Origin of the sequence: uncultured Flavobacterium sp. (genome assembly GCF_963975515.1) — a bacterium.
Lineage (GTDB): Bacteria > Bacteroidota > Bacteroidia > Flavobacteriales > Flavobacteriaceae > Flavobacterium.
Map to the genome: position 1 here is coordinate 95,526 of NZ_CAXBGY010000010.1, position 22,161 is coordinate 117,686.

The window sequence follows — 22,161 nt, forward strand, 5'->3', positions numbered from 1 at the left end:
GCACTAAATTGAATCTTTATAAAAATGCAAACTATAAAAGCCACTACCTATTCTATTTTTTTTAATGAAGATGGTTATTCTTATTTGTCATCAATCCTAAAACCAACAGCTTATTCGAAGATTTTTGTTTTAGTTGATGAAAATACAAGCCAATATTGTTTACCTACTTTTCTAGCCAACTTAGCGACTGAAGTTGAAATTGAAATCATTGAAATTGAAAATGGTGAAGAACATAAAAACATCGAAACTTGTTTGCAATTATGGCATTCCTTAACTGAATCAGGTGGCGATAGAAAAAGTATTTTAATCAATCTTGGTGGTGGCGTTGTTACTGATTTAGGTGGATTTGTGGCTTGTACTTTTAAAAGAGGAATTGATTTTATAAATGTACCTACTACACTATTATCAATGGTTGACGCTTCTGTTGGTGGAAAAAATGGCGTTGATTTAGGTCAATTAAAAAATCAAATTGGAATCATTCGTGAACCTAAAGCTGTTGTAGTTGTTTCTTCTTTTTTAGAAACATTACCCCAATTAGAAATGCGCTCTGGTTTAGCCGAAATGTTAAAACATGGTCTAATTTATGACGTGAACTATTGGAATAAATTCAAAGATTTATCAGCCTTAAATTCAGAAGATTTAGAAAGTTTAATCCATGAATCCATTGAAATAAAAAACAAGATAGTTTCTGAAGACTTAACTGAAAATGGAATTAGAAAAGCTTTAAATTTTGGACATACATTAGGTCATGCAATTGAAAGTTACTTTTTAGAAAATGAAGCTAAAACCAAATTACTTCACGGTGAAGCTGTTGCAGTTGGAATGATATTAGAAAGTCATATTTCAATGGAAAAAAACTTGCTTTCTAAAGAAGAGTATCAAGAAATAAAATTCATCATCAAAGACATTTTTGATACTATTTCATTTGAAAAAAATGACATTGAAAAAATCATCGAATTATTGATTTATGATAAGAAAAATGAATTCGGAAAAATACAATTTGCCTTATTAGATGGAATTGGAAAATCAAAAATCAACGAAGAAGCAGGTAATCAATTGATTTACAAATCTTTTGAAGATTATAAGGCATTGTAAAAAAATAATACAATACCTTACAAAAAAGTAAATTAATTTTTACCTTTGTTGCAATGAAAGATAACGCATATACATTTAATACTAACTCTTCAGAGAAAAAAGACAAAAAATCAATTGAACTAAAATTGAATACTTCTTTGTTTTATGAATTAAACGTTGAATTGTTTTTACTGTCCAAAACTTTTAAAGAAAAATTAGTAGTTATATTTGCTAATATTAGGGTTTGAATTATCTAAAATACTGATTTTCAAATTTTTAATTAACAACAAATAGAACAAAAACTAATGAACACTAAATATTACGACTTAATAAATCAAACATTTTATTTTCCTCAAGAAGAATTCAAACTGAATAAAGACAATCTTGAGTTTCATAATATTGATTTAATGGCATTGGTCGAACAATACGGAACACCTTTAAAATTTACATATTTACCTCAAATTTCTAACAACATCAACAAAGCAAAAGGTTGGTTTAGAAAAGCGATGGAAAAACATAAGTATGAAGGTAATTATCAATATTGCTATTGTACAAAAAGTTCTCATTTTCAGTTTATAATGAATGAAGCTTTTAAAAATAACATTCACATTGAAACTTCATCAGCAATTGATATCAATATCGTTGAAAACCTTTTAGCTGAAGGAAAAATTACTAAGAAAACTTATGTAATTTGTAACGGTTTCAAACGTGATGCTTATGTAGATAACATCGCTCGTTTAATTAATAACGGACAAAAAAATACAATTCCAGTAATTGATAATTACGAAGAATTAGACTTATTACAAGAACAAATTGACGGTAAATTCAAGATAGGAATTAGAATTGCTGCCGAAGAAGAACCAAAATTTGAATTTTATACTTCTAGATTAGGAATAGGTTATAAAAATATTGTTCCTTTTTACAGAAAACAAATTCAGGATAATAAACAAGTGGAATTAAAAATGCTTCACTTCTTTATAAACACTGGAATTCGTGATACTGCCTATTATTGGAATGAATTATTAAAATGTTTAAAAGTATACATTGCTCTTAAGAAAGAATGTCCTGCACTTGATAGTTTAAATATTGGTGGTGGATTTCCTATTAAGAATTCATTAGCTTTTGAATATGATTACCAATACATGATTGACGAAATCATCAATCAAATCAAAATTGCCTGTGATGATGCAGAAGTTGCTGTTCCAAATATATTTACTGAGTTTGGATCATTTACTGTTGGAGAAAGTGGTGGAGCAATTTATCAGGTTTTATACCAAAAACAACAAAATGATAGAGAAAAGTGGAACATGATTGATAGTTCATTCATAACTACTTTACCAGATACTTGGGCAATTAACAAACGTTTTGTTATGTTAGCCATCAACCGTTGGAATGACACTTACGAAAGAGTTTTGCTAGGAGGTTTAACATGTGATAGTGATGATTACTACAACTCTGAACAAAACATGAATGCAGTATATTTACCAAAATATAATAAAGAAAAACCTTTATACATTGGATTCTTTAACACTGGTGCTTATCAAGAAACAATTGGTGGATTTGGAGGTTTACATCACTGTTTAATTCCACAACCCAAACATATCCTAATTGATAGAGATGAAAACGGAATTATAGCAACAGAATTATTTTCAGAACAACAAAAAGCTGAAGATATTATGAATATTTTAGGGTACGTAAAAAAAGAATAAATATCAAACAGTTTAATGATTTAGCAGTTAAACAAATAAACAAAAGAAAATGAAAGGACCAATTAGTCAATTTATAGAAAATAATTTTTTACACTTTAACGCAGCAGCTTTAGTTGACGCAGCAAAAGGATATGAAGAACATTTATTAGATAACGGAAAAATGATGGTAACTTTAGCTGGTGCAATGAGTACAGCTGAAATGGGAAAATCATTAGCCGAAATGATTCGTCAGGATAAAATACACATTATTTCATGTACAGGTGCAAACTTGGAAGAAGATATTATGAACTTAGTGGCTCATAATTCATACAAAAGAATTCCAAATTATAGAGATTTAACACCACAAGAAGAAAGAGATTTATTAGACAACCACTTCAATCGTGTGACTGATACTTGCATTCCTGAAGAAGAAGCTTTTCGAAGATTGCAATCGCATTTATTTGATATTTGGAACAAAGCTGATAAATCTGGAGAACGTTTTTTTCCACATGAATTTATGTATCAAATGATTAATTCGGGAGTTTTAGAGCAATATTACGAAATTGACCCTAAAGATTCTTGGATGGTTGCAGCTGCAGAAAAAAACTTACCAATAGTTGTTCCAGGTTGGGAAGATAGTACAATGGGTAATATTTTTGCTTCATATTGTATTAAAGGAGAACTAAAAGTTTCAACCACGAAAAGTGGAATTGAATACATGATGTGGTTAGCTGATTGGTATCCAAAAAATTCTGATGGAAAAGGATTAGGTTTCTTCCAAATTGGTGGTGGAATCGCAGGTGATTTCCCTATTTGCGTAGTTCCAATGCTTTATCAAGATATGGAAATGACTGAAATTCCTTTTTGGAGCTATTTTTGCCAGATTTCTGACTCAACAACTAGTTATGGTTCTTACTCAGGAGCAGTTCCAAATGAAAAAATTACATGGGGTAAATTAGATATTGATACGCCAAAGTTTATAATTGAATCTGATGCAACCATAGTGGCACCGCTTATTTTTGCATATATATTAGGAAATTAATTATTTTTATTTTTTTGAAAATAATTCTTTGATAATATAAAATTGGGTGTTACTTTTGAAAAATATATTAAGATTAAAACCTACACAATGAAACGAGTAATTGTTGATTACGCTAAATTAACAAACGAAATCCTTACACTACTAGTGGATAGATTTCCAGATGGGTATGATGATTCAGATATCATTAGATTTAAAAACGCTAAAAATGAAGCTATTGAAGCAGTTGAAGTACGAACAGAAGATACTATTTTTTTAGTAAAAGTAAGTACTAAACTAGCTGACAGAATTGAAAATTTTGATGATGAAGATGAAGTAGATGATGATTTAGACGTTGAAACACCAACAGACAATTTAGAATTAGAAATTGATGATGAAGACGATGAAGAAGAAAACATTTCAGATAAACCTTCTGATGAAGAAGAGGAAGAAGAATAAAAACAAAAAAAGCACTCGATATGAGTGCTTTTTTTATTTAATAAATTTATAAATATCTTTCTTTAATAATATTTATGTGATGTAATTCATGTCCCAGAATAATAAAGCCGATTGCTCTAACCGAAATATCTTTTCCAGAAGCATTACCTACTCGCTTCAATTCTTCATCAGTAAAAGAATTAAATAACGTAACAGTTGCATTTCTTACCGATTTATATTCGTCTAATAAGCTATCTAAAGAACGATTTGTTGCCTTTGCTTCAATTGCATAATCATTTTCTTCGAAGCCTGGTAAAGCTGTTTTATCGTTTCTCGAAATTCGCAAAGCTCTATATTGAAATATTCTTTCGCAATCAATTAAATGTAATAAAATGTCTTTTATGGACCATTTTCCTGTTTGATAACGATAATCTAATTTTTCAGTTGGTAAAGATTGAAAAAAATCTACACAACTCTTCATATTAGATATAAAATCATTTGGCATATTTAAGTCATTAGATAAACTTATGTAAGTCTCAAAGTAGGGAGCGTATTCATTTTTATTCATAATATATAGTTATAAAAAAAGCCTCGATTAAGAGGCTTATATAATTTTACATTTCTTTAAATATTGTATGCATCAATCGTTTTTTGTCATTGATACTTTCTTCCAGAGAAATCATTGTTTCGGTTCTATAAACTCCTTCAATATCGTCTATCATAAAGATAACCTCTTTGGCATGTTTAGTATCTTTTGCTCTAATTTTGCAGAAAATATTAAATTTACCGGTTGTGATATGAGCAACAGTAACAAAAGGGATTTCACTAATACGCTCTAAAACAAATTTAGTTTGTGATGTATTATGAAGAAAAACCCCAACATAAGCAATAAATGAATAACCTAGTTTTTCATAATCCAATGTCAATGAAGAACCTTGAATAATACCTGCTTCTTCCATCTTTTTCACCCTTACATGCACTGTTCCTGCAGAAATTAGCAACTTTTTAGCTATATCTGTAAAAGGAACTCTAGTATTATCAATCAACATATCCAAAATTTGATGATCTACCTCGTCTAATCTATACTTACTCATATTATTATTTATAAATTTTGTGCAAAAAAAATAAAATTTTTTAAATAAAAGAACGTATTTATTTTATTTTTAGTATTCCATCGATGAATTCATTGTTTTTTCCGATAAAAAAATCAGATTTAACATCGTTTTCAGGAATAGAACAATAAGTAGAATAAAACAGTTCTCCTTCTAAATCATATTCAATATGTCCAAAGTAATTTTGAGTATTATTTTCAATAATTACTATATAAGGTTCAAAAACAATAATTCCGTCTTTAACTACTTCTTTATATTGAGATGCAAAATTAATTATTTTTTCGTTACCATTTTCAATTATTTTCACATTTTTGTAAAGAATATCAAAAAAACTGACTTTATTATCAGGAATAATGAAATATTCTGAATTATTATCATCAACTATATCGTTTTCGTGAATTTTATCAAAAGCTACTAAAAGTCCTATAAAAATATACTTTCTCGTAATATCTCTTGCATAATCATTTGGATGATGACCAGCTTCAAATAAGATTGTAACTGCATTTTTAGAGGCAAAGTAATCTCCAAAGCAATTGTCACAATAAGCATCATTATATCTTCCTACATGACCAGGAATGTAATTTTGCAACACATTATTCATCTTTCCTATAATTTGCATTGCCTTTGAACGATATTGATTAATCTCACGATTTTGATTATAAGCTGGAGCTAAAAATGAAATAATTGCCGATTTATTAGTCTCTCCAATTCCATAAATAGTTCTTTGATCGTGCATATTTAAGCAGTAATCAGGTTGAAAGTTTTCGAATATTTGCTTTAAAATTTTACTTTCTGGTTGCGTACATTCATTTACATCTCTATTTAAATCAACCTTATTTATGTTCTCTCTTGTATGAACTTCTGCACCATCTGGGTTTACTAACGGAACTATATATAAGGTATAAGTTGATTGAATAAAAGTAGCATAATCTTTATCATTTGATAAGATTTCAAACAAATCTAAAATGGCTTTTGTACAAGTTGATTCATCACCATGCATTTGAGACCACATATAAATTTTAGTTTTTCCATGACCAAATTGCACAGAATAAATTGGCTTTTCTAAGACTGACTTTCCTTCAATCTTAACTTTAAAATCAGTGTTTAATTTTTCTAAAATTGGTTCAATAGACTTGTTTATGATATGTCTACCTTTAATATTTTTATTAGTGTAAGTAGAGAATATTTCTTCGTATAACATAGTTTACATTTATGAATTACAAATGTAAACAACTTATAATTTACATTTGTAAACAATTAAAATCAATAGATAATTTACTTATGTAAACGTACAAAACACCTATTAAGAACCATAATGTTTACAATAATACACCAAACAAGAAAATACAATTAAGTAATTAGTAACCAGGAGTATAAATATCTTTATCTAATGTTTTAATTAAATGTAAAAATCATGTTTACAAAAGTAAATTTGCGTTTCAAATACTATTTATTTACATTTGTAACAAGTTATTTCATTTACACTATTTACAATGGTAAACATCGAAGATTTCATCAAAAGATTAGAAACAGTTTTAGAATATTATAGTTTAACAGCCTCATCATTTGCAGATAAAATTAGTGTGCAACGTTCGAGTATGTCACACCTACTTTCAGGAAGAAATAAACCTAGTTTAGATTTCATTATGAAACTAGCGGAAGAGTTTCCTGAAGTAACTTTAGAATGGATTTTAAATGGAAAAGGAAGTTTTCCAAAAGATGACTTTACTCCTGCTCCAACAATTATTCAACCAGAAAGAAAAACTGAACCTAATCTAAATGAAGATTTATTTTCAAATAAAAATGAAGAGAAAGTTGAAGAAAAAAATGAAGTTCATGAAGAGAAAAAAGTCACACAAATTTCAACTTCTGAAAATCATTCTGAAAGTGAAATAGATCGAATCGTTGTCTTTTTTAAAAATGGTACTTTTAAAAATTACATCCCATAATTCACATAAGCGTAAAAAAAAAATCTTCAATATAAATTGAAGATTTTTTCTTTTTATTAAAATGACTATTTAATTATTCAAAACTATTTTCGGCTACTTTACCTTTTACACCTATAAAGTAAGAATGAAGAATTTTCATGTCCTCTTCAATATTTCCTGTTGGATAAAATGGTTTGTGATAAACCACTTCTTTTTTTCCATAATCAAATGCTACTGGTAGAATTGGAACATTTGCTTTTAAAGCAATATAATAAAATCCGGTTTTCCATTCTGAAACTTTTTTTCTTGTTCCTTCTGGTGCAATCGCTAATCTAAAAACTTCTTTGCTTTCAAATATTCTAGCTATAGAATCAACTTTGTTTTCTTTGGCTTGACGATTTAAAGGTGTTCCTCCTGTCCATTTAAAAAAATAGCCAAAAGGAAAAACAAATAATTCTTTTTTTCCAACATAATTAATTTCTTTCTCTAAAATTGCTCTTGAAAAAATTCCCAAGAAAAAATCCCACCAACTTGTGTGTGGAACTGCAATGACAATGCATTTTTTTATATTATCATCTATGTCACCCACAACTTTCCAACCAAATAGGTTTGAAAAAATAAACTTATATATCGTTTTCTTCATGTTTTTATTTCTTAAAATAAATTTTATCTTTACGCTACAACCAATTACAAAGATAATGTTTCAAAAATTATTGAGTTATTTATTTCCTATAAATATACACAAACAAAATTCTGATATAAATAAAACCCTAGAAGTTACATGGAATAATGGTAAATTGGTTCTAGATTCTAAAAACACAAATTATTCTTATGGAAGTTTACAAAGAGCTCTAAAAAAAGGATTGCGCTTTATTGGTTTTGAAAGAATCAAAAATTTTGAACATATTTTGGTCCTTGGTGTTGCTGGTGGAAGTGTTATAAAAACACTAGTGGACGAAATAAAATATAATGGAAAAATTACTGGTGTCGAATTAGACAAAAATGTACTTGAATTAGCTAATCAATATTTCAAATTAAATGAAGTTGAAAATTTAGAATTGGTAAATGATGATGCTTTTGAATTTGTTCTAAAAACTACAGAGAAATATGATTTAATAATTATAGATATTTTTCAAGACACAGTAATGCCTAATTTTTTGTTTGAAGACTTTTTTATCAATCACGTAAATACATTATTGAACGTAAACGGATTTATTTTATTCAACACAATGGTTTTAACCGAAAAAGATAAAGAAAGAAACAAATTGTATCGTTCAAAATTTAAGGAAGAGTATTCTTTACGAATGTATCCAAAAATTGAAGAGCATAATGAGTTGTTTACAATTAAGAAATTGAATTGATTTTTGATTTTTTTATATTTATGAAAACTATCAATCCAATTGAAAGATATTGTAAATATTCAAAAAGCGCATAATAAGTTCCATAAATTGCTTTTTTATTTTCACCATTATAATATTTATCAAATTCACCAGAATAATTTTCTAACAGAAATTCAATATGAAAAATAGCTAATAGGAATTGTAGTAATTGAGCTAAAATTAATATTACTACTACAATAATTAAATATTTAAAATAATTTACAGATTTCGTTTTTTTTATAAACTTTAATGAAAAAATTATTCCAACTATAAATAAGAATAATGAAATACAGCTATTAATCCAAAATGAGGTTTTAAAAGGAATACCATTCATTAAAAAAATATCTGTAAAAATCATCCAAATTAAATATACAGTACTAATAAGTGCCAAGTATGAAAAAAGTGCAATTCCAAATAAGTAAATTTTTGAAATTTCCTTTAAATTTTTATCCATAATTATTATCCGGAAATTGATTTTATATTACATTTTAATTCTTAGTGAATGTTAAATAATCCGTTCCACCATTTCCGCCACTAACGTCTCTAAGTTTTATAATCGTTGCCGATTTCTCCGTTATTTCCCAATCATCAGTTAATTCTTCAAATTCAGTTGGTGATGCAAAAGCAATATTAAAATGCAAATCACTTATACTGTCATCATTACTATTACTATCCGTTACTGACCAAATACCTGTATAAGTATTAGTTCCATTAGTCGTTGTTAAAACACTATTAGCTCCAAAAGTAAAATTATAACCTGTGAATGTGTTTGTTTCTTCTTGATCTGTGTCAAAATAATAAGTAATTCGCCAAGTTCCATTATTAACGATATTGATCACATCATTTGGATTATTTACATTGGAAGAAGAGCTATCATCGTCATTATTACATGATGAAAATGTTGACATAAATAAAATGGTAATTACTAAACTAAATTTAAGTTGTTTTAAGTTTTTCATGATTCATATTTATTAATTGTTAATCTTTTTCTATAAACGTGTTTTACACTATAAATATTGTCTAAACCATCTTCCTAGCTCGTTCCAAATCTTCTTTGGTATCAATTCCAATTCCGATGTGATTGGTTTCAATCATTTTAATGCGTTTTCCGTATTCTAAATAACGAAGTTGCTCCAATTTTTCGGAAGCTTCTAAAGAAAGCATTGGCAAACTGTAAAAATCTAATAAAGCTTTTTTTCTAAAAGCGTAAATTCCGATGTGTTTCATGTAACGAACACCAACGTTTTCTTCTCTTGGAAAAGGAATTACAGAACGTGAAAAGTATAAGGCAAATCCGTTTTGGTCTGTGATTACTTTTACGTTATTTGGGTTTTCAACATCTTGTTTATCAGTAATCTGACACATTACCGAAGCTAAATCTACTTTTTTATCTTTATCATTTTTAAAAACTTCAATCAAAGCTTTTAATGGATTTTCGTCAATAAAAGGTTCGTCTCCTTGAACGTTTATCACAACATCAACATCCATATTTTTAACCGCTTCTGCAATTCTATCACTTCCGCTTTCGTGTTCTTTTATAGACATAATGGCTTTTCCACCATTGGAAATAATTTCTTTGAATATCAAATCAGAATCCGTTACTACAAAAACATCGTCAAAAAGATTTGTTTTTTTTGCGGCTTCATACGTTCTTAGAATTACAGTTTTTCCTCCTAAATCTTGCATCAATTTAGCTGGAAATCTTGTAGAAGCATATCTTGCTGGTATTACGGCTATTATTTTCATTTTTGTTGTCTGTTGTCTGTTGTCTGTTGTCTGAAAATCTATTTTCAAGAAGAAAAAACCTTTTTAAACATCTTAATTCCGACAAAAATAATCAGAAGTACTACAATAAAGGCTATAATTGGAGCAAAAATTGCTAAAATAGATACAAAAGAAGCTGTTGCAGTTTCGGTTGAGGAAACTAAATTATTTCCTAATCCACCAGTTGTTATCGTTGAAGTGGCTCGTGCAGCAGCAGTTGATGTTGTAATGGCAGCAGCAGTTCCACCACCAGTAATTATGGCTAATCCCCAAGTTAGCATTGGATCTAAATCCATTAAAGTTGAAGCCATAACTACAGAACCAGCAATTGTAGCTAACGGAATTGAAATTGTATCTAATAAATTATCAATAAAAGGAATATAATAAGCACTAATTTCTACAGCAGTTGCAATTCCAAGACAAATAATAGCTGGTAAACCACCAATCCAAGTAAAGGAATCTCCAACAGGAACATAACCATAATGAGTAGCTAAACTCAAGGCAAATAAAGGTACAAATACTCTAAAACCAGCTGAAGCAGCTAATCCAAATCCTAGTAATATGCTTATTATTGTTTCTGTCATTATTTCTATTTTGGTTAAAAGGTTAAAAAGCTATCTGAAAATCTGTCTTCTGAAAATCATTCTATAAAATTCTCATCTTTAAATCCTATTAAATATAACTTTTCTTTGGCTCTTGTCATTGCTGTGTACAACCATCTTATATAATCTTTATCAACTCCGTTTGGTAAGTATGGTTGTTCAATAAAAACCGTGTTCCATTGACCACCTTGTGATTTATGACAAGTAATTGCGTAAGAAAACTTGACTTGCAATGCATTAAAATATTCGTTGTTCTTTACTTTTTGAAATTTTTTATATTTTGTAGTTTCATCTTCGTAATCAAGCATTACTTCTTGATATAACTTGTTTGACTCTTCATACGTTAAAGATGGTGATTCACTTTTAATAGTATCTAATAATAATATAGTGTCAAACGGAATTTGATTGGGATAATCGACCATTCTTATTTTAACAGTTGCAAATTTGAAACCGTAAAGTTCTTTAATATTTCTGATTTCTAAGATTTCAATAATATCACCATTGGCTATAAAACCAGCTTCATCTGAATCTTTTAACCAAAAGTAATTATTTTTTACAACCATCATATAATCACCAGAAGAAATTTCGTTTTCTTTTCCCAAAATTTTGCTTCTAATCTGCTCATTATATTGATTGGCTCTTTTGTTAGATCGAACAATAAACGCAGTTTCTTCTAAACCATAATTACTAAAAGCATCTTGAATAGCATCTTGAATATCGTAACCATCTTGCAAACGAACGATATCTTTAAAGCCGTTTAGATTAAACTTATAAGTATCTATGAAATGTGATTTTAAAATCTCACGTAATTCGGTTGCATTAAATAAAATTCCTGAATCTTCTTCTTGACGCATTACTTCGTCTAATTCTATATGATGTACATTTTTGTTATAATGAAGCGAAAGTGAATCAATATTTAAAGCTGGACTTACATCTAAATGCACTGGTGGTAATTGGGCTGTATCTCCAACGAAAATAGCTTTACAATTTTTACCCGAATCTACAAATGACAATAAATCATCTAAAAGTGAACCGTTTTCATATAATTTAGATTCTTGATTTGTATCAGAAATCATAGAAGCTTCGTCAATTATAAAAACAGTGTTTGTGAATTTATTTGGCTGTAAGGTAAAACTGACTCCACCACCACTTGCTTTTTTTGGGAAATATATTTTCTTGTGAATAGTAAAAGCAGGTTTTTGGGAGTAATTACTAATCACTTTTGCTGCTCTACCAGTTGGAGCTAACAATAAATACTTTTGGTTTACGTTCTTAAGTTGATTGACTATGGTAGAAATCACGGTTGTTTTACCAGTTCCGGCATAGCCTTTTAGCACAAAAAGTTCGTCATTAGAAGAATTAATTACAAAATCGGCTACTTTTTGAAAAAAAATGTCCTGTTTTAATGTTGGTTCAAATGGAAAATTATCACGTAAAAGTTTGTAAAACAGGTTTGAAGTCATTATTTTTTGTATTGGCTTTTATTATTTTTCAAATATACTGATGATTTTTTTAAGAAATTCTTTTGAGAAGAAAAAAAATTTGTAGATTTGCCTACCTATTAAACTAAAAAATTAAGAAATCAAATGTTAAAATTAGCTATCTTTTTTGTATTACTTATTATTGTAATCTTTGCATTGGTAAAGATTTTTGATAAAATCGCAACACCAAAAAACAGAATATTCTTTTCTATATTATTATGGATTGTTTCTGGAGTTTTTGGTTATTTAATTTACAGTTCTGTTATGGCTCCTATTCGTTTTGATGAAGAAAAGGCTATTCGATATGAAACTGCAGTAAATAAGATGCAAGATATTAAAAAGTCTCAGATGGCTTATAAATCAATTAAAGGTAATTATGCACCTACATTTGATTCATTAGTTAACTTTATTGAAACTGCTCGATTTGAAATTATCACTAGAAAAGATACATCTGTGCCAGATGTTGCTAGAAATGCAGCTTTTAGAATTACTACTGACGCATCAGGTAAAGGTGGTTATTTTAAAGATGAAGTTGTAACTAGATCACTAGGTTTTAAAGCTGTAAAAGATTCATTATTTAAAAATTCTGAAAGATATAAAAGAATGAATGTTCTTAAAATAAAAGATTTTGAAGTTCCAGTTTCTATGAAAACAAGTTCAATTATTGTTAAAGATAAAGCCTTCCCTACTTTACAAGTTGAAATAGACAAAAATGCTGTCTTAAAAGGAATGGATGAAGATTTATTAGAACAAGAAAAGAAAAAGGTATCTATTGACGAAATTAATGGAGATAAAATAGTTTTAGGTTCATTAGAAGATGTTACCTTAACTGGAAATTGGCCAAAAAAATATGGTAGTAACGATTAACGACATAACTCAACGTAATTATAAAAAGTTGTCCATTCAGGTTTCCTTGAGTGGACTTTCTTTTTGTGTCTTTGATACAATTACCAATAAAGTATTAGTTCAAAATTCGGTTCCTTTTAAACAAAATGAAGTAATTGATGGTCAATTGTGGAATGCTTTTATTGATAACTCTATTTTAACTAAAGCATATGATGAAGTAATTATTCTTCATGATAATAACATTAACACTTTTGTTCCAAAGCCTTTATTTGACAAAGATAATATAGCAAGTTATCTTCAGTATAATGTCAAAGTTTTTGAAACTGATTTTTTTGTTGCTGATGAATTAAATAATTATGAAATTAACAATGTCTATGTTCCTTTTGTGAATATTAATAATTTTTTATTGGATCAATTTGAGAGTTTTGAGTACAAGAACACAAATACTTTATTAGTTCAAAAAATATTAGACAGATCAAAAAATGTAGATGAAAAACAAGTTTTTGTTCATCTTCAAGAAAACCATTTTGAGATTGTAGTTGTTAGAAATCAAGAATTGCTTTTATTTAACTCATTTGAATATAATTCACCCGAAGATTTTATCTATTATATATTATTTACATTTGAACAATTGCAATTAAATCCCGAAGTAATTCGAATTTCATTATTTGGAAACATTTCAAAAGAAGATTCATTTTATAAAATAGCTTACAAGTTTGTTAGAAATTGTAATTTATTAGATGTTTCAAATCAATCAAAAACACATGATGTAACCAATGAAGATATGTTACGTCATTTTATACTATTCAACTCGTGAGAATCATTTCAGGAAAGCATAAAGGTAGAAGAATACAAGCACCAAAAAAGTTGCCCGTTCGACCAACAACAGATATGGCAAAAGAAGCCTTATTTAATGTCTTAAACAACAACTTTAACTTTGCTGGATTACGTGTTTTAGAATTGTTTGCAGGAACAGGAAACATTAGCTATGAATTTGCTTCAAGAGGAAGTCATCCAATTACTGCTGTTGATGGTGATTTTGGCTGTGTTTCGTTTATAAAAAAAACCGCAACTGAATTTGATTTTGACATTACAGCTTTAAAGTCAGATGTTTTTACCTATTTGGAAAGATGTAAAAATAGTTATGATATTATTTTTGCAGATCCACCTTATCATTTAACTCAAGTTGACTTTGAAAAAATCGTTACATTAATTTTTGAAAATGATATTTTAGATGAAGAAGGCATGTTTATTATTGAACATTCTAAAGACACTTCTCTAGAACACATGATTCATTTTTCATTTGCTAAAAGATATGGAGGAACTGTTTTCTCTTTCTTTGAATTTAAAGAAGAGGAAGAAGATGATTTTGTGGAAGAAAATGAAAATGATGTTTAAAGATTATTCTTCAAAAATCAAACTATCCGATTTAGCACCTAAATCTTTTAAATTTTTAACAACTTTTTCTACAAATTCAGAAGGGCCACAAACATAAAAATGTTGGCTAAAGTCTACTATATTTTCAATTAAGAAGTTTCTATCTATACGTTTGCCTCTAAATCCTACAACGCCTTCTCTTGTAAAAACTGGTCTAAAATTTTCTTTAAACATTCGCTGTAATTCTTGACCTGCAATTACATCCAATGATGTTTTATTGACAAAAATCAACTTATTACCACGTAACTTATTTTGTTTATATAAGTCTCTAAAAATAGCTAAAAAAGGAGTAATTCCAGTTCCAGCTGCAATAAAAACTCCAGGTTTCTCATAATGAATAGCTCCAAATATATCGTGTAATATTAATTCATCACCTGCATTAATTCCAGCTAACTTATTAGTTACACCATTATGATCGTTATAGATTTTAATAATGAACTCTAAATCTTTAGCTTCTTTTTGATTTGTAAAAGTAAAAGGCCTTTTTTGAGTTTTCCAATCAGGTTCATTAATGGAAATATTTACAGCCTGACCTGGAATAAATTCATATCCCTCAGGTTTTTCGACCACAAATCGTTTAACATCATAATTAATAAACTGTGATTCTTTTACTTTAACAATTACTTTATTCATAAAAATTAAAACTAATATAATTAAAAAAAAGCAGACCTATAAGCCGGATTCTGTTCTCAATTTATTTCGAAAAATAAAAAGATTCTTTATCATTTATCTAGATCATAAATTACTTTATGACTCAAGCTGTCTACCCTTCAACAACGGACGAGTAATCCTTAAATGCTGATATACTTGACATTTCACCACATAGAGTTTACCTGGTTTCACTACAGCATTACCTGTACATACTTTCTGTTGCACTTGTCCTATCTCGATAAATCGAAATGACGGGTGTTACCCGCTATGCTACTCTTTGGTGTCCGGACTTTCCTCCCTTCCAACGAATCGGAACGACGATAAAGCGGTCTGCGCTGCAAATGTAAGGATTTTAATAGAATTATTTATTTGTTATTTTAACAATTATTTGGGCTCATTAAATATTTAAATTATGTATATTTATTTACTATTATTAATTGAAAATTAAGTTCTTATGAGAAAGGTATATCATTATGCAACAGTAATTGAGGCTTTAAAACTATTAAAAGAAAAAGGATTTGAATACGACTATAACATCAACGATCAAGAAATCATAGACAATCCTGATAATTTTGAGATTGAACATATTTATAGATATGAAGGAAATTCAAATCCTGACGATGAGTCTATGGTTTATGGAATAAAATCAAAATCAGGGCAAAAAGGTGTTTTTGTAGCTGGTTTTGCTGCAAATTCATTTAATGGTGCTGATAAAATTTTAATTGACTTATCTATTAGAGATTTTTCATAAAATTATTGTGAATAACTTTTAGTAACATTAACCCTTTTTTGGAATTTGGAATTTGTGATTTGATGATTTAAAAATTACATTTGTATACCAATTCAATTCAATGGAACAGTTTATAGTATCAGCCAGAAAATATCGTCCGCAAACATTTAAAGATGTTGTAGGGCAAAAAGCTATTACTAATACATTACTTAATGCCATTGAACATAATCATTTAGCACAAGCTTTACTTTTTACAGGACCAAGAGGTGTTGGAAAAACAACTTGTGCTCGAATATTAGCTCGAAAAATCAATCAAGAAGGTTATGATGATCCTGATGAAGATTTTTCTTTCAATGTATTTGAATTAGATGCGGCTTCTAATAATAGTGTGGATGACATTCGAAATATCATTGACCAAGTTAGAATACCACCACAAACCGGAAAATATAAAGTCTATATTGTCGACGAGGTTCATATGTTATCTCAAGCTGCATTTAATGCGTTTTTGAAAACTTTAGAAGAACCTCCAAGACACGCAATTTTTATCTTAGCAACTACAGAAAAACATAAAATTCTACCTACGATTTTATCGCGTTGTCAGATTTTTGATTTTAAAAGAATTACCATTAATGATGCTAAAGAACATTTAAAAGAAATTGCAACCGAACAAGGGGTAAGTTTTGAAGATGATGCTTTACACATTATTGCTCAAAAAGCTGATGGTGCCATGCGTGATGCCTTATCAATATTTGATAGAGTGGTTTCTTATTGTGGAAATAATTTGACAAGACAAGCCGTTTATGAAAATCTAAACGTTCTTGATTTTGAATATTATATAAGAGTTACTGATTTAATTCTAGAAAATAAAATTCCAGAATTGCTTTTAGCTTTTGATGATATTTTAGCTAAAGGATTTGATGGTCATCATTTTATTGCTGGATTAGCTTCACACTTTAGAGATTTATTGGTTTGTCAAACTCCTTCTACTTTAATTTTGTTAGATTCTGGAGAACAAGCTAAAGCTTTATATAGTGCACAATCTCAAAAAGCTTCGCAAGACTTTTTACTAAAAGGAATTGATTTAGCCAATACAACTGATTTAAATTACAAAATCAGTCAAAATCAGCGGTTATTGGTCGAATTATGTTTGATGCAATTAGCCTCTATCACTTTTGATGGAGAAAAAAAAAAGCCTAACACATTTATAATTCCTGCAACTCATTTTAGAAACAATTCTTATTCTATTACTGAAGTTAAATCAGTTGGCAGTGTTCAGTCTTCAATAGTCAGTGAGCAGGTTGCAGAAAGCAGTCAGCAGATTTCAGTTGCAAGTGTTAAGTCATCAGTGATTAGTGCTGAGCTTGAAGAAAAAAGTGTTCCGTTGACAGAGAAAACTGAACAAATTACAGAAAATACTACTGAAATAAAACAAACTGTTGAACCTTCTGAGGCAAAAGAGACTTCTGCAATCATTCCCGAAACTTTGGGGCAACAATTAGCAACAAAAAAACCTATTTCTGCTTTATCATTAGCTGGTTTGCGTGCTAAAAAAGAGTTGGAAGCCAAACAAAGTCAACATTTAAAACACTTAGGAGAATTGCCTTCTGAAAAATTTACTGAGACGGATATGCTTTTGCTCTGGAATAAATTTGCTCAAAGAATGTCTGATACTGGTAAAATGTTATTATCAACTTATATGTTAATGAATGAACCAATTTTAGATGGAACAACAATTACTTTAGAACTTCCAAACGAAAGTACTAAAGAAGATTTTTTATCAGGTTGTGTTGAATTAATTGGTTATTTACGTGGAAAACTACACAATCACGACATTGTAATTAATGTAAAAGTAAATGAAACTGTTGAAAAGAAATACGCTTTTACACCAGATGATAAATACGAAAGATTAAGAAACATAAATCCTGCTATAGATTTATTGAGAAAAACTTTTGATTTGGATGTTTAAATAAAACGCCTTAACATTACAGCATACAAATTTACCAATTGACGTATCAATCAATATCAATGACTGAATTAAATCAAAATATTTTGAATTTAATTTTAGATGAGTCAGTCTGTTGTAATTCAAAGTTAGAAATCACAGATTGTTTAATCTATTACAATAATTTTTTTATTCAAATTTTAGAAGGAGATAAAAAAAGTGTTTTATCAACTTATGATAGAATATTAAAAGATAAAAGTCATCATAAAATAGAATTGCTATGGGAAAACAATTCTGAAAAAAGGTATTTTGAAAATTGGAATATGGGCTTTTTTTCACCAGAAAATGAGAGTGAAATAATATTCGTCAACAATTATAAATTATTATCTCGTTTTGCTGATAAATCAATAGGAGCTTCATTAAGATTTTGGGCTTCTGTTGAGAAAATTTTGGATAGTAAAAAATAAAAAAACTTAAATTCTACCGTAATACATAGCCTTCACAATTCCGTCCGAAAGTCCAATTTTTGGCACATAAATTTGTCTTGCACCACTCCATTTCATGGCTTTTAGATATATTCTCGTTGCAGGAATAATTACATCGGCTCTATCAGGATTTAAACCCATTTCTGAAATTCTTTCTTCATAAGTCATTGCGTTAAGCTTTTGGTATTGCGCATTCAAATACACATAAGACAAAGGAGTATCTTGATGTTTTTCGGACAATTTGAATAACTTATTGATGTTTCCACCAGAGCCAATTAGAGTAATATTATCATATTCTGCAGTAGCGTTTTTAATCCATTTTTCAATTTCTGTCCAAACAATGTCATTTACCATATTATTTAGTAAACGAACTGTACCATTTTTAAATGATTTCGAAGCTACAATTTTACCGTCATTAAATAAAGAAAACTCTGTACTTCCACCACCAACATCAACATATAAATAAGTTTTATCTTTGTTGATGAAATGTTTTAATTCAGACGCAGCAATTATAGCAGCTTCCATTTTTCCATCAATAATATCGATTTTTATATCGGCTTTTTTCTTGATTAACTCTACAATATCTTTTCCGTTATAAGCTTCACGCATTGCTGAAGTTGCACAAGCTTTATATCGTTCCACTTTATGAACTTTCATTAATAATTTAAAAGCTTTCATAGCATCAATCATTCTATCGATACTTTCTTCAGAAATTTCTCCTACAGTAAAAGCATCTTGACCCAAACGAATAGGCACACGAACTAATGAACTTTTGTTAAACTGTGTAGGCTTATCTTTTTGCTCAACAATGTTGGTTACCAAAAGTCGCATCGCATTGGAACCAATATCTATTGCAGCATATTTTTTTATAGTAATCATCTAGATTTTTTTAATTTTGGCTTATAAATTTTGATAAATTACATCTAATTTATCTCTGTAATAATTATACATTTCTAATTGAGCTCTAAAAGGTTTTTCACCATTTATTTTTTTGTATTTATTTTCTAAACTTCCATTAAGTAATCTAGCTTTTACATTTGCTTTCCAAGAAATCTGAAAAGTTTCGATTAACTCTTTTTTAATTTCATCATCATAAATAGGGCAAGTTACTTCTACTCTAGCATCTAAGTTTCTTGTCATAAAATCTGCAGAAGAGATATAAACTTCTGGATTATCTTCATTAGAAAAAATATAGACTCTTGAATGCTCCAAATAATTATCAACAATACTAATTGCCCTAATGTTTTCACTCATACCTTTTACTCCCGGAATTAAACAGCAAATTCCTCTTACAATTAAATTGATTTTCACTCCTGCTCTACTAGCATCATAAAGCTTATCAATCATTTTTGTATCTGTTAAGCTATTCATTTTAAGCTTAATATATGCTTTTTTTCCAGCTTGGGCATTAAGAATTTCTCTATCGAATAATTTATTGAAACGAGAACGCGTATAATGTGGTGAAACTATTAAGTGTTTGTATCTATGAATGCGATAATTTACATCAAAAAAATCAAATATTTTATTGGCGTCTTTAAGAATCTTTTGGTTATAAGTAAACAAAGTTACATCTGTGTAAAAACGAGCAGTAAGTTCATTAAAATTACCTGTTGATATAAAGCCATATAACTTAACGTTTTCAGCTTCAATTCTTTCAATTACACATATTTTGCTGTGTACTTTTAGACCTTTTACTCCAAAAATTAGCTGAATGCCATCTCTTTGCATTTGTTCGGCATAAGATATATTACTTGCTTCATCAAAACGAGCTTGTAATTCTATTTGAACAATTACTTTCTTTCCATTTCTAGCTGCATTAATTAAAGAACTAACTATTTGAGAATTTTTAGCTAATCTATATAAAGTTATTTTTATAGAAACAACTTTTGGATCTAAAGCAGCTTCTCTTAAAAAACGAATTAAATAAGAGAATGATTGATAAGGAGCATTTAATAAATAATCTTTTTCTTTTATTTTGGTTAAAAGACTTCCTTCTAAATCTAAGCCAGGTATTGGCAAGGCAAAGTTTTGCTTATAAAGTAAATCATATCTTCCTAAGTTTGGAAAATTCATATAATCTCTTCGGTTATGATATCTTCCACCAGGTATAATACTATCTGAACTATCGATTTTCATTCTTGTTAATAAGAAATCTAAAGTGTCTTTGGCAATCGCTTGATCATAAACAAAACGAACTGGTTCACCAACTCTTCTTTCTTTTACAGAAACTGATATTTTTTCAAGTAAACTTTTTGACAAATCACTATCAAATTCCAATTGAGCATCACGAGTAATCTTAACCATATGAGCACTAATTGACTCATAATCAAATACATTAAAAATACTATGCAAATTATATCTAATTACATCATCCAAAAGTATAATGTGTTGTTTTTCATTATTTGATGGTAAAACAACAAACCTATTCACTGTTTTTGGCATCTCAACAATAGCATACTTAATCTCTTGTTTAGGTAGAAAAGTATCAAAAAAAGTTTCGTTTGTTGGTTTCATAACTAATTTTACTGCCAAATATCCAGAAGTATCCATTAATAAAGGAAATTCTTCTAAATCATTTAACATAATCGTTACAACAGCTGGACTTACATTTTGAATAAAAAAATCTTTTATAAAATTTTCTTGTTCTTTGTTTATTTCTTTTTCATTTATGATGTAGATATTTTCTTTTTCTAATTTCTCTTCTATATCACTTAAAATTCTTAAACTTTCAGACTGATGTTCAATAACAATGTCTGTAATGTCTTTTAATAATTTTTCAGCAGTAATTCCACCTAAAATTTTTTCAGTATTCTCTTCCTCCATATTCATTCTACGAATAGCTGCATATCGAACTCTAAAGAATTCATCCAAATTATTTGAAAATATTCCCAAAAATCTAAGTCTATCTAGAAGTGGAACAGACTCATCTGCAGCTTCTTGCAACACACGAGCATTAAAAGTTAACCAGCTTTTTTCGCGGTCAATATATAGGTTTTCAACGTGATTATCCATCATTATTTTAAATCTCTAGGGAAAATTGTCTTAATTATAACTCCTTTTTTTGGAGATATAGTATTTAATGCTTCAAATTTAATAATTACTACGCCACAAGTAGGTACATTTTCAATATAATAATTTCCAAACTTATTAACAAAATCTGTAATGGCATTATTATGACCAAAAATTATCAAATTCTCTTTTTTATAGCTTGTTATACATTTTTCGAGTTCAAGACTATTAAACGTATAAAGTTCCTTTTTAAAAACAATGTCATCAAACTGTAAATTGTTCAAAATTGAGAATATTTTTACTGTTTGTGTTGTTCTTTTCGAAGAACTACTATAAACTACATATTTATTTGGTAGAAAATTTCTAATTTCATTAAATACTAATTGTGAGTCTTTTAAACCTCGAGAAGATAAAGGTCTTTCATGATCAATTAAATCATATTCCCAAGAAGATTTTGCGTGCCTAATTAGAATTAAAAGCATAAAATATATCTAAATTTATTAATTGTTAACAAATTTAATACAAGAAATAGACCTAAAATAATTAATATGAATTATTTAACAAAAAAGATGTTTTA

The 22,161-nt window shown here is 28.5% G+C and carries 25 protein-coding genes and 1 other RNA gene; 12 read left to right on the forward strand and 14 right to left on the reverse strand.

Translation table 11 applies throughout. The features are described from left to right. Positions 1–24 precede the first annotated feature (24 nt). The 4 genes from aroB (at position 25) to AAC008_RS11730 (ending at position 4,239) form a co-directional block, all read left to right on the forward strand. The gene (gene aroB / locus AAC008_RS11715; RefSeq protein WP_339889472.1) at positions 25–1,095 is read left to right on the forward strand and encodes a 3-dehydroquinate synthase; all 1,071 of its coding nucleotides are present in this window, start codon (positions 25–27) and stop codon (positions 1,093–1,095) included. 284 nt (positions 1,096–1,379) lie between these two features. Next, on the forward strand, positions 1,380–2,783 hold the full coding sequence (locus AAC008_RS11720) for an arginine decarboxylase (protein WP_339889473.1): 1,404 nt from the start codon (positions 1,380–1,382) through the stop codon (positions 2,781–2,783). A 49-nt stretch (positions 2,784–2,832) separates the two neighbouring features. Continuing rightward, the gene (locus tag AAC008_RS11725; RefSeq protein ID WP_339889474.1) at positions 2,833–3,804 is read left to right on the forward strand and encodes a deoxyhypusine synthase family protein; all 972 of its coding nucleotides are present in this window, start codon (positions 2,833–2,835) and stop codon (positions 3,802–3,804) included. 87 nt (positions 3,805–3,891) lie between these two features. Continuing rightward, positions 3,892–4,239 (forward strand): DNA primase, encoded by a 348-nt coding sequence (locus tag AAC008_RS11730; protein WP_339889475.1) that lies wholly within the window; start codon positions 3,892–3,894, stop codon positions 4,237–4,239. A gap of 46 nt (positions 4,240–4,285) precedes the next feature. Here the strand turns inward: AAC008_RS11730 and AAC008_RS11735 are convergent, their stop codons facing one another. The 3 genes from AAC008_RS11735 to AAC008_RS11745 are packed head-to-tail and all read right to left on the reverse strand — an operon-like array spanning position 4,286 to position 6,531. After that, positions 4,286–4,786, reverse strand: coding sequence for a DinB family protein (locus AAC008_RS11735; protein WP_339889476.1), 501 nt, complete (start codon positions 4,784–4,786; stop codon positions 4,286–4,288). A 46-nt stretch (positions 4,787–4,832) separates the two neighbouring features. Continuing rightward, positions 4,833–5,312, reverse strand: coding sequence for a winged helix-turn-helix transcriptional regulator (locus AAC008_RS11740; protein WP_026715565.1), 480 nt, complete (start codon positions 5,310–5,312; stop codon positions 4,833–4,835). Between the two features lie 58 nt (positions 5,313–5,370). Next, positions 5,371–6,531: a M14 family zinc carboxypeptidase gene (locus AAC008_RS11745; protein ID WP_339889477.1), complete on the reverse strand. Its 1,161-nt coding sequence runs from the start codon at positions 6,529–6,531 to the stop codon at positions 5,371–5,373. Between the two features lie 292 nt (positions 6,532–6,823). On the opposite strand from AAC008_RS11745, the gene AAC008_RS11750 reads away from it, so the two are divergent. After that, positions 6,824–7,279, forward strand: coding sequence for a helix-turn-helix transcriptional regulator (locus AAC008_RS11750; RefSeq protein WP_339889478.1), 456 nt, complete (start codon positions 6,824–6,826; stop codon positions 7,277–7,279). Between the two features lie 73 nt (positions 7,280–7,352). On the opposite strand, the gene AAC008_RS11755 is transcribed toward AAC008_RS11750, so the two are convergent. Beyond that, positions 7,353–7,901 (reverse strand): 1-acyl-sn-glycerol-3-phosphate acyltransferase, encoded by a 549-nt coding sequence (locus AAC008_RS11755; RefSeq protein WP_339889479.1) that lies wholly within the window; start codon positions 7,899–7,901, stop codon positions 7,353–7,355. A gap of 55 nt (positions 7,902–7,956) precedes the next feature. Here AAC008_RS11755 and AAC008_RS11760 point away from each other — a divergent pair, with 55 nt between their 5' ends. Further along, entirely contained in the window at positions 7,957–8,619 is a 663-nt protein-coding gene (locus tag AAC008_RS11760) for a fused MFS/spermidine synthase (RefSeq protein ID WP_339889480.1), read from the forward strand. On the opposite strand, the gene AAC008_RS11765 is transcribed toward AAC008_RS11760, so the two are convergent. The 5 genes from AAC008_RS11765 to AAC008_RS11785 all read right to left on the reverse strand — a co-directional run bounded on the left by AAC008_RS11765 (position 8,603) and on the right by AAC008_RS11785 (position 12,466). After that, on the reverse strand, positions 8,603–9,091 hold the full coding sequence (locus AAC008_RS11765) for a hypothetical protein (protein WP_339889481.1): 489 nt from the start codon (positions 9,089–9,091) through the stop codon (positions 8,603–8,605). The two genes, AAC008_RS11760 and AAC008_RS11765, sit on opposite strands and share 17 nt — an antisense overlap. A 34-nt stretch (positions 9,092–9,125) precedes the next feature. Continuing rightward, a complete protein-coding gene (locus tag AAC008_RS11770; RefSeq protein ID WP_339889482.1) occupies positions 9,126–9,596 on the reverse strand; it encodes a hypothetical protein in 471 nt (156 codons plus the stop codon). Between the two features lie 61 nt (positions 9,597–9,657). Then, on the reverse strand, positions 9,658–10,383 hold the full coding sequence (gene kdsB, locus AAC008_RS11775; protein WP_339889483.1) for a 3-deoxy-manno-octulosonate cytidylyltransferase: 726 nt from the start codon (positions 10,381–10,383) through the stop codon (positions 9,658–9,660). Between the two features lie 44 nt (positions 10,384–10,427). Then, positions 10,428–10,985 (reverse strand): DUF4126 domain-containing protein, encoded by a 558-nt coding sequence (locus AAC008_RS11780; protein ID WP_339889484.1) that lies wholly within the window; start codon positions 10,983–10,985, stop codon positions 10,428–10,430. A 56-nt stretch (positions 10,986–11,041) separates the two neighbouring features. Next, positions 11,042–12,466 carry an AAA family ATPase gene (locus AAC008_RS11785; protein ID WP_339889485.1) on the reverse strand — a complete coding sequence of 475 codons (1,425 nt, stop codon included), beginning with the start codon at positions 12,464–12,466 and terminating at the stop codon, positions 11,042–11,044. A 123-nt stretch (positions 12,467–12,589) separates the two neighbouring features. On the opposite strand from AAC008_RS11785, the gene AAC008_RS11790 reads away from it, so the two are divergent. The 3 genes from AAC008_RS11790 to AAC008_RS11800 are packed head-to-tail and all read left to right on the forward strand — an operon-like array spanning position 12,590 to position 14,728. Continuing rightward, on the forward strand, positions 12,590–13,351 hold the full coding sequence (locus tag AAC008_RS11790; RefSeq protein ID WP_339889486.1) for a hypothetical protein: 762 nt from the start codon (positions 12,590–12,592) through the stop codon (positions 13,349–13,351). After that, a complete protein-coding gene (locus tag AAC008_RS11795) occupies positions 13,335–14,147 on the forward strand; it encodes a DUF3822 family protein (RefSeq protein ID WP_339889487.1) in 813 nt (270 codons plus the stop codon). Before AAC008_RS11790 ends, AAC008_RS11795 begins: the two co-directional genes overlap by 17 nt. After that, entirely contained in the window at positions 14,144–14,728 is a 585-nt protein-coding gene (locus AAC008_RS11800; RefSeq protein ID WP_339889488.1) for an RsmD family RNA methyltransferase, read from the forward strand. The genes AAC008_RS11795 and AAC008_RS11800 overlap by 4 nt, the downstream gene beginning before the upstream one ends. Positions 14,729–14,731: 3 nt before the next feature. Here the strand turns inward: AAC008_RS11800 and AAC008_RS11805 are convergent, their stop codons facing one another. Together AAC008_RS11805 and rnpB are read right to left on the reverse strand one after the other, a co-directional pair. Then, positions 14,732–15,400 (reverse strand): FAD-binding oxidoreductase, encoded by a 669-nt coding sequence (locus AAC008_RS11805; protein WP_339889489.1) that lies wholly within the window; start codon positions 15,398–15,400, stop codon positions 14,732–14,734. Between the two features lie 23 nt (positions 15,401–15,423). Then, positions 15,424–15,755, reverse strand: an RNA gene (rnpB, locus tag AAC008_RS11810) — RNase P RNA component class A. 117 nt (positions 15,756–15,872) lie between these two features. Here rnpB and AAC008_RS11815 point away from each other — a divergent pair. From AAC008_RS11815 to AAC008_RS11825, 3 genes are all read left to right on the forward strand, one after another. Then, complete coding sequence (locus AAC008_RS11815; protein ID WP_339889490.1) at positions 15,873–16,169, forward strand: hypothetical protein; 297 nt, start codon at positions 15,873–15,875, stop codon at positions 16,167–16,169. A 100-nt stretch (positions 16,170–16,269) separates the two neighbouring features. Further along, the gene (locus tag AAC008_RS11820; protein ID WP_339889491.1) at positions 16,270–18,114 is read left to right on the forward strand and encodes a DNA polymerase III subunit gamma/tau; all 1,845 of its coding nucleotides are present in this window, start codon (positions 16,270–16,272) and stop codon (positions 18,112–18,114) included. A gap of 38 nt (positions 18,115–18,152) precedes the next feature. Beyond that, positions 18,153–18,557: a BLUF domain-containing protein gene (locus AAC008_RS11825; RefSeq protein WP_339889492.1), complete on the forward strand. Its 405-nt coding sequence runs from the start codon at positions 18,153–18,155 to the stop codon at positions 18,555–18,557. A 6-nt stretch (positions 18,558–18,563) separates the two neighbouring features. On the opposite strand, the gene AAC008_RS11830 is transcribed toward AAC008_RS11825, so the two are convergent. The 3 genes from AAC008_RS11830 to AAC008_RS11840 are packed head-to-tail and all read right to left on the reverse strand — an operon-like array spanning position 18,564 to position 22,066. Beyond that, the gene (locus AAC008_RS11830) at positions 18,564–19,454 is read right to left on the reverse strand and encodes an exopolyphosphatase (protein ID WP_339889493.1); all 891 of its coding nucleotides are present in this window, start codon (positions 19,452–19,454) and stop codon (positions 18,564–18,566) included. Positions 19,455–19,475: 21 nt separating this feature from the next. After that, on the reverse strand, positions 19,476–21,587 hold the full coding sequence (gene ppk1 / locus AAC008_RS11835; RefSeq protein WP_339889500.1) for a polyphosphate kinase 1: 2,112 nt from the start codon (positions 21,585–21,587) through the stop codon (positions 19,476–19,478). Between the two features lie 2 nt (positions 21,588–21,589). Beyond that, positions 21,590–22,066 (reverse strand): phosphoglycerate mutase family protein, encoded by a 477-nt coding sequence (locus AAC008_RS11840; RefSeq protein ID WP_339889494.1) that lies wholly within the window; start codon positions 22,064–22,066, stop codon positions 21,590–21,592. Positions 22,067–22,161: the final 95 nt, after the last annotated feature.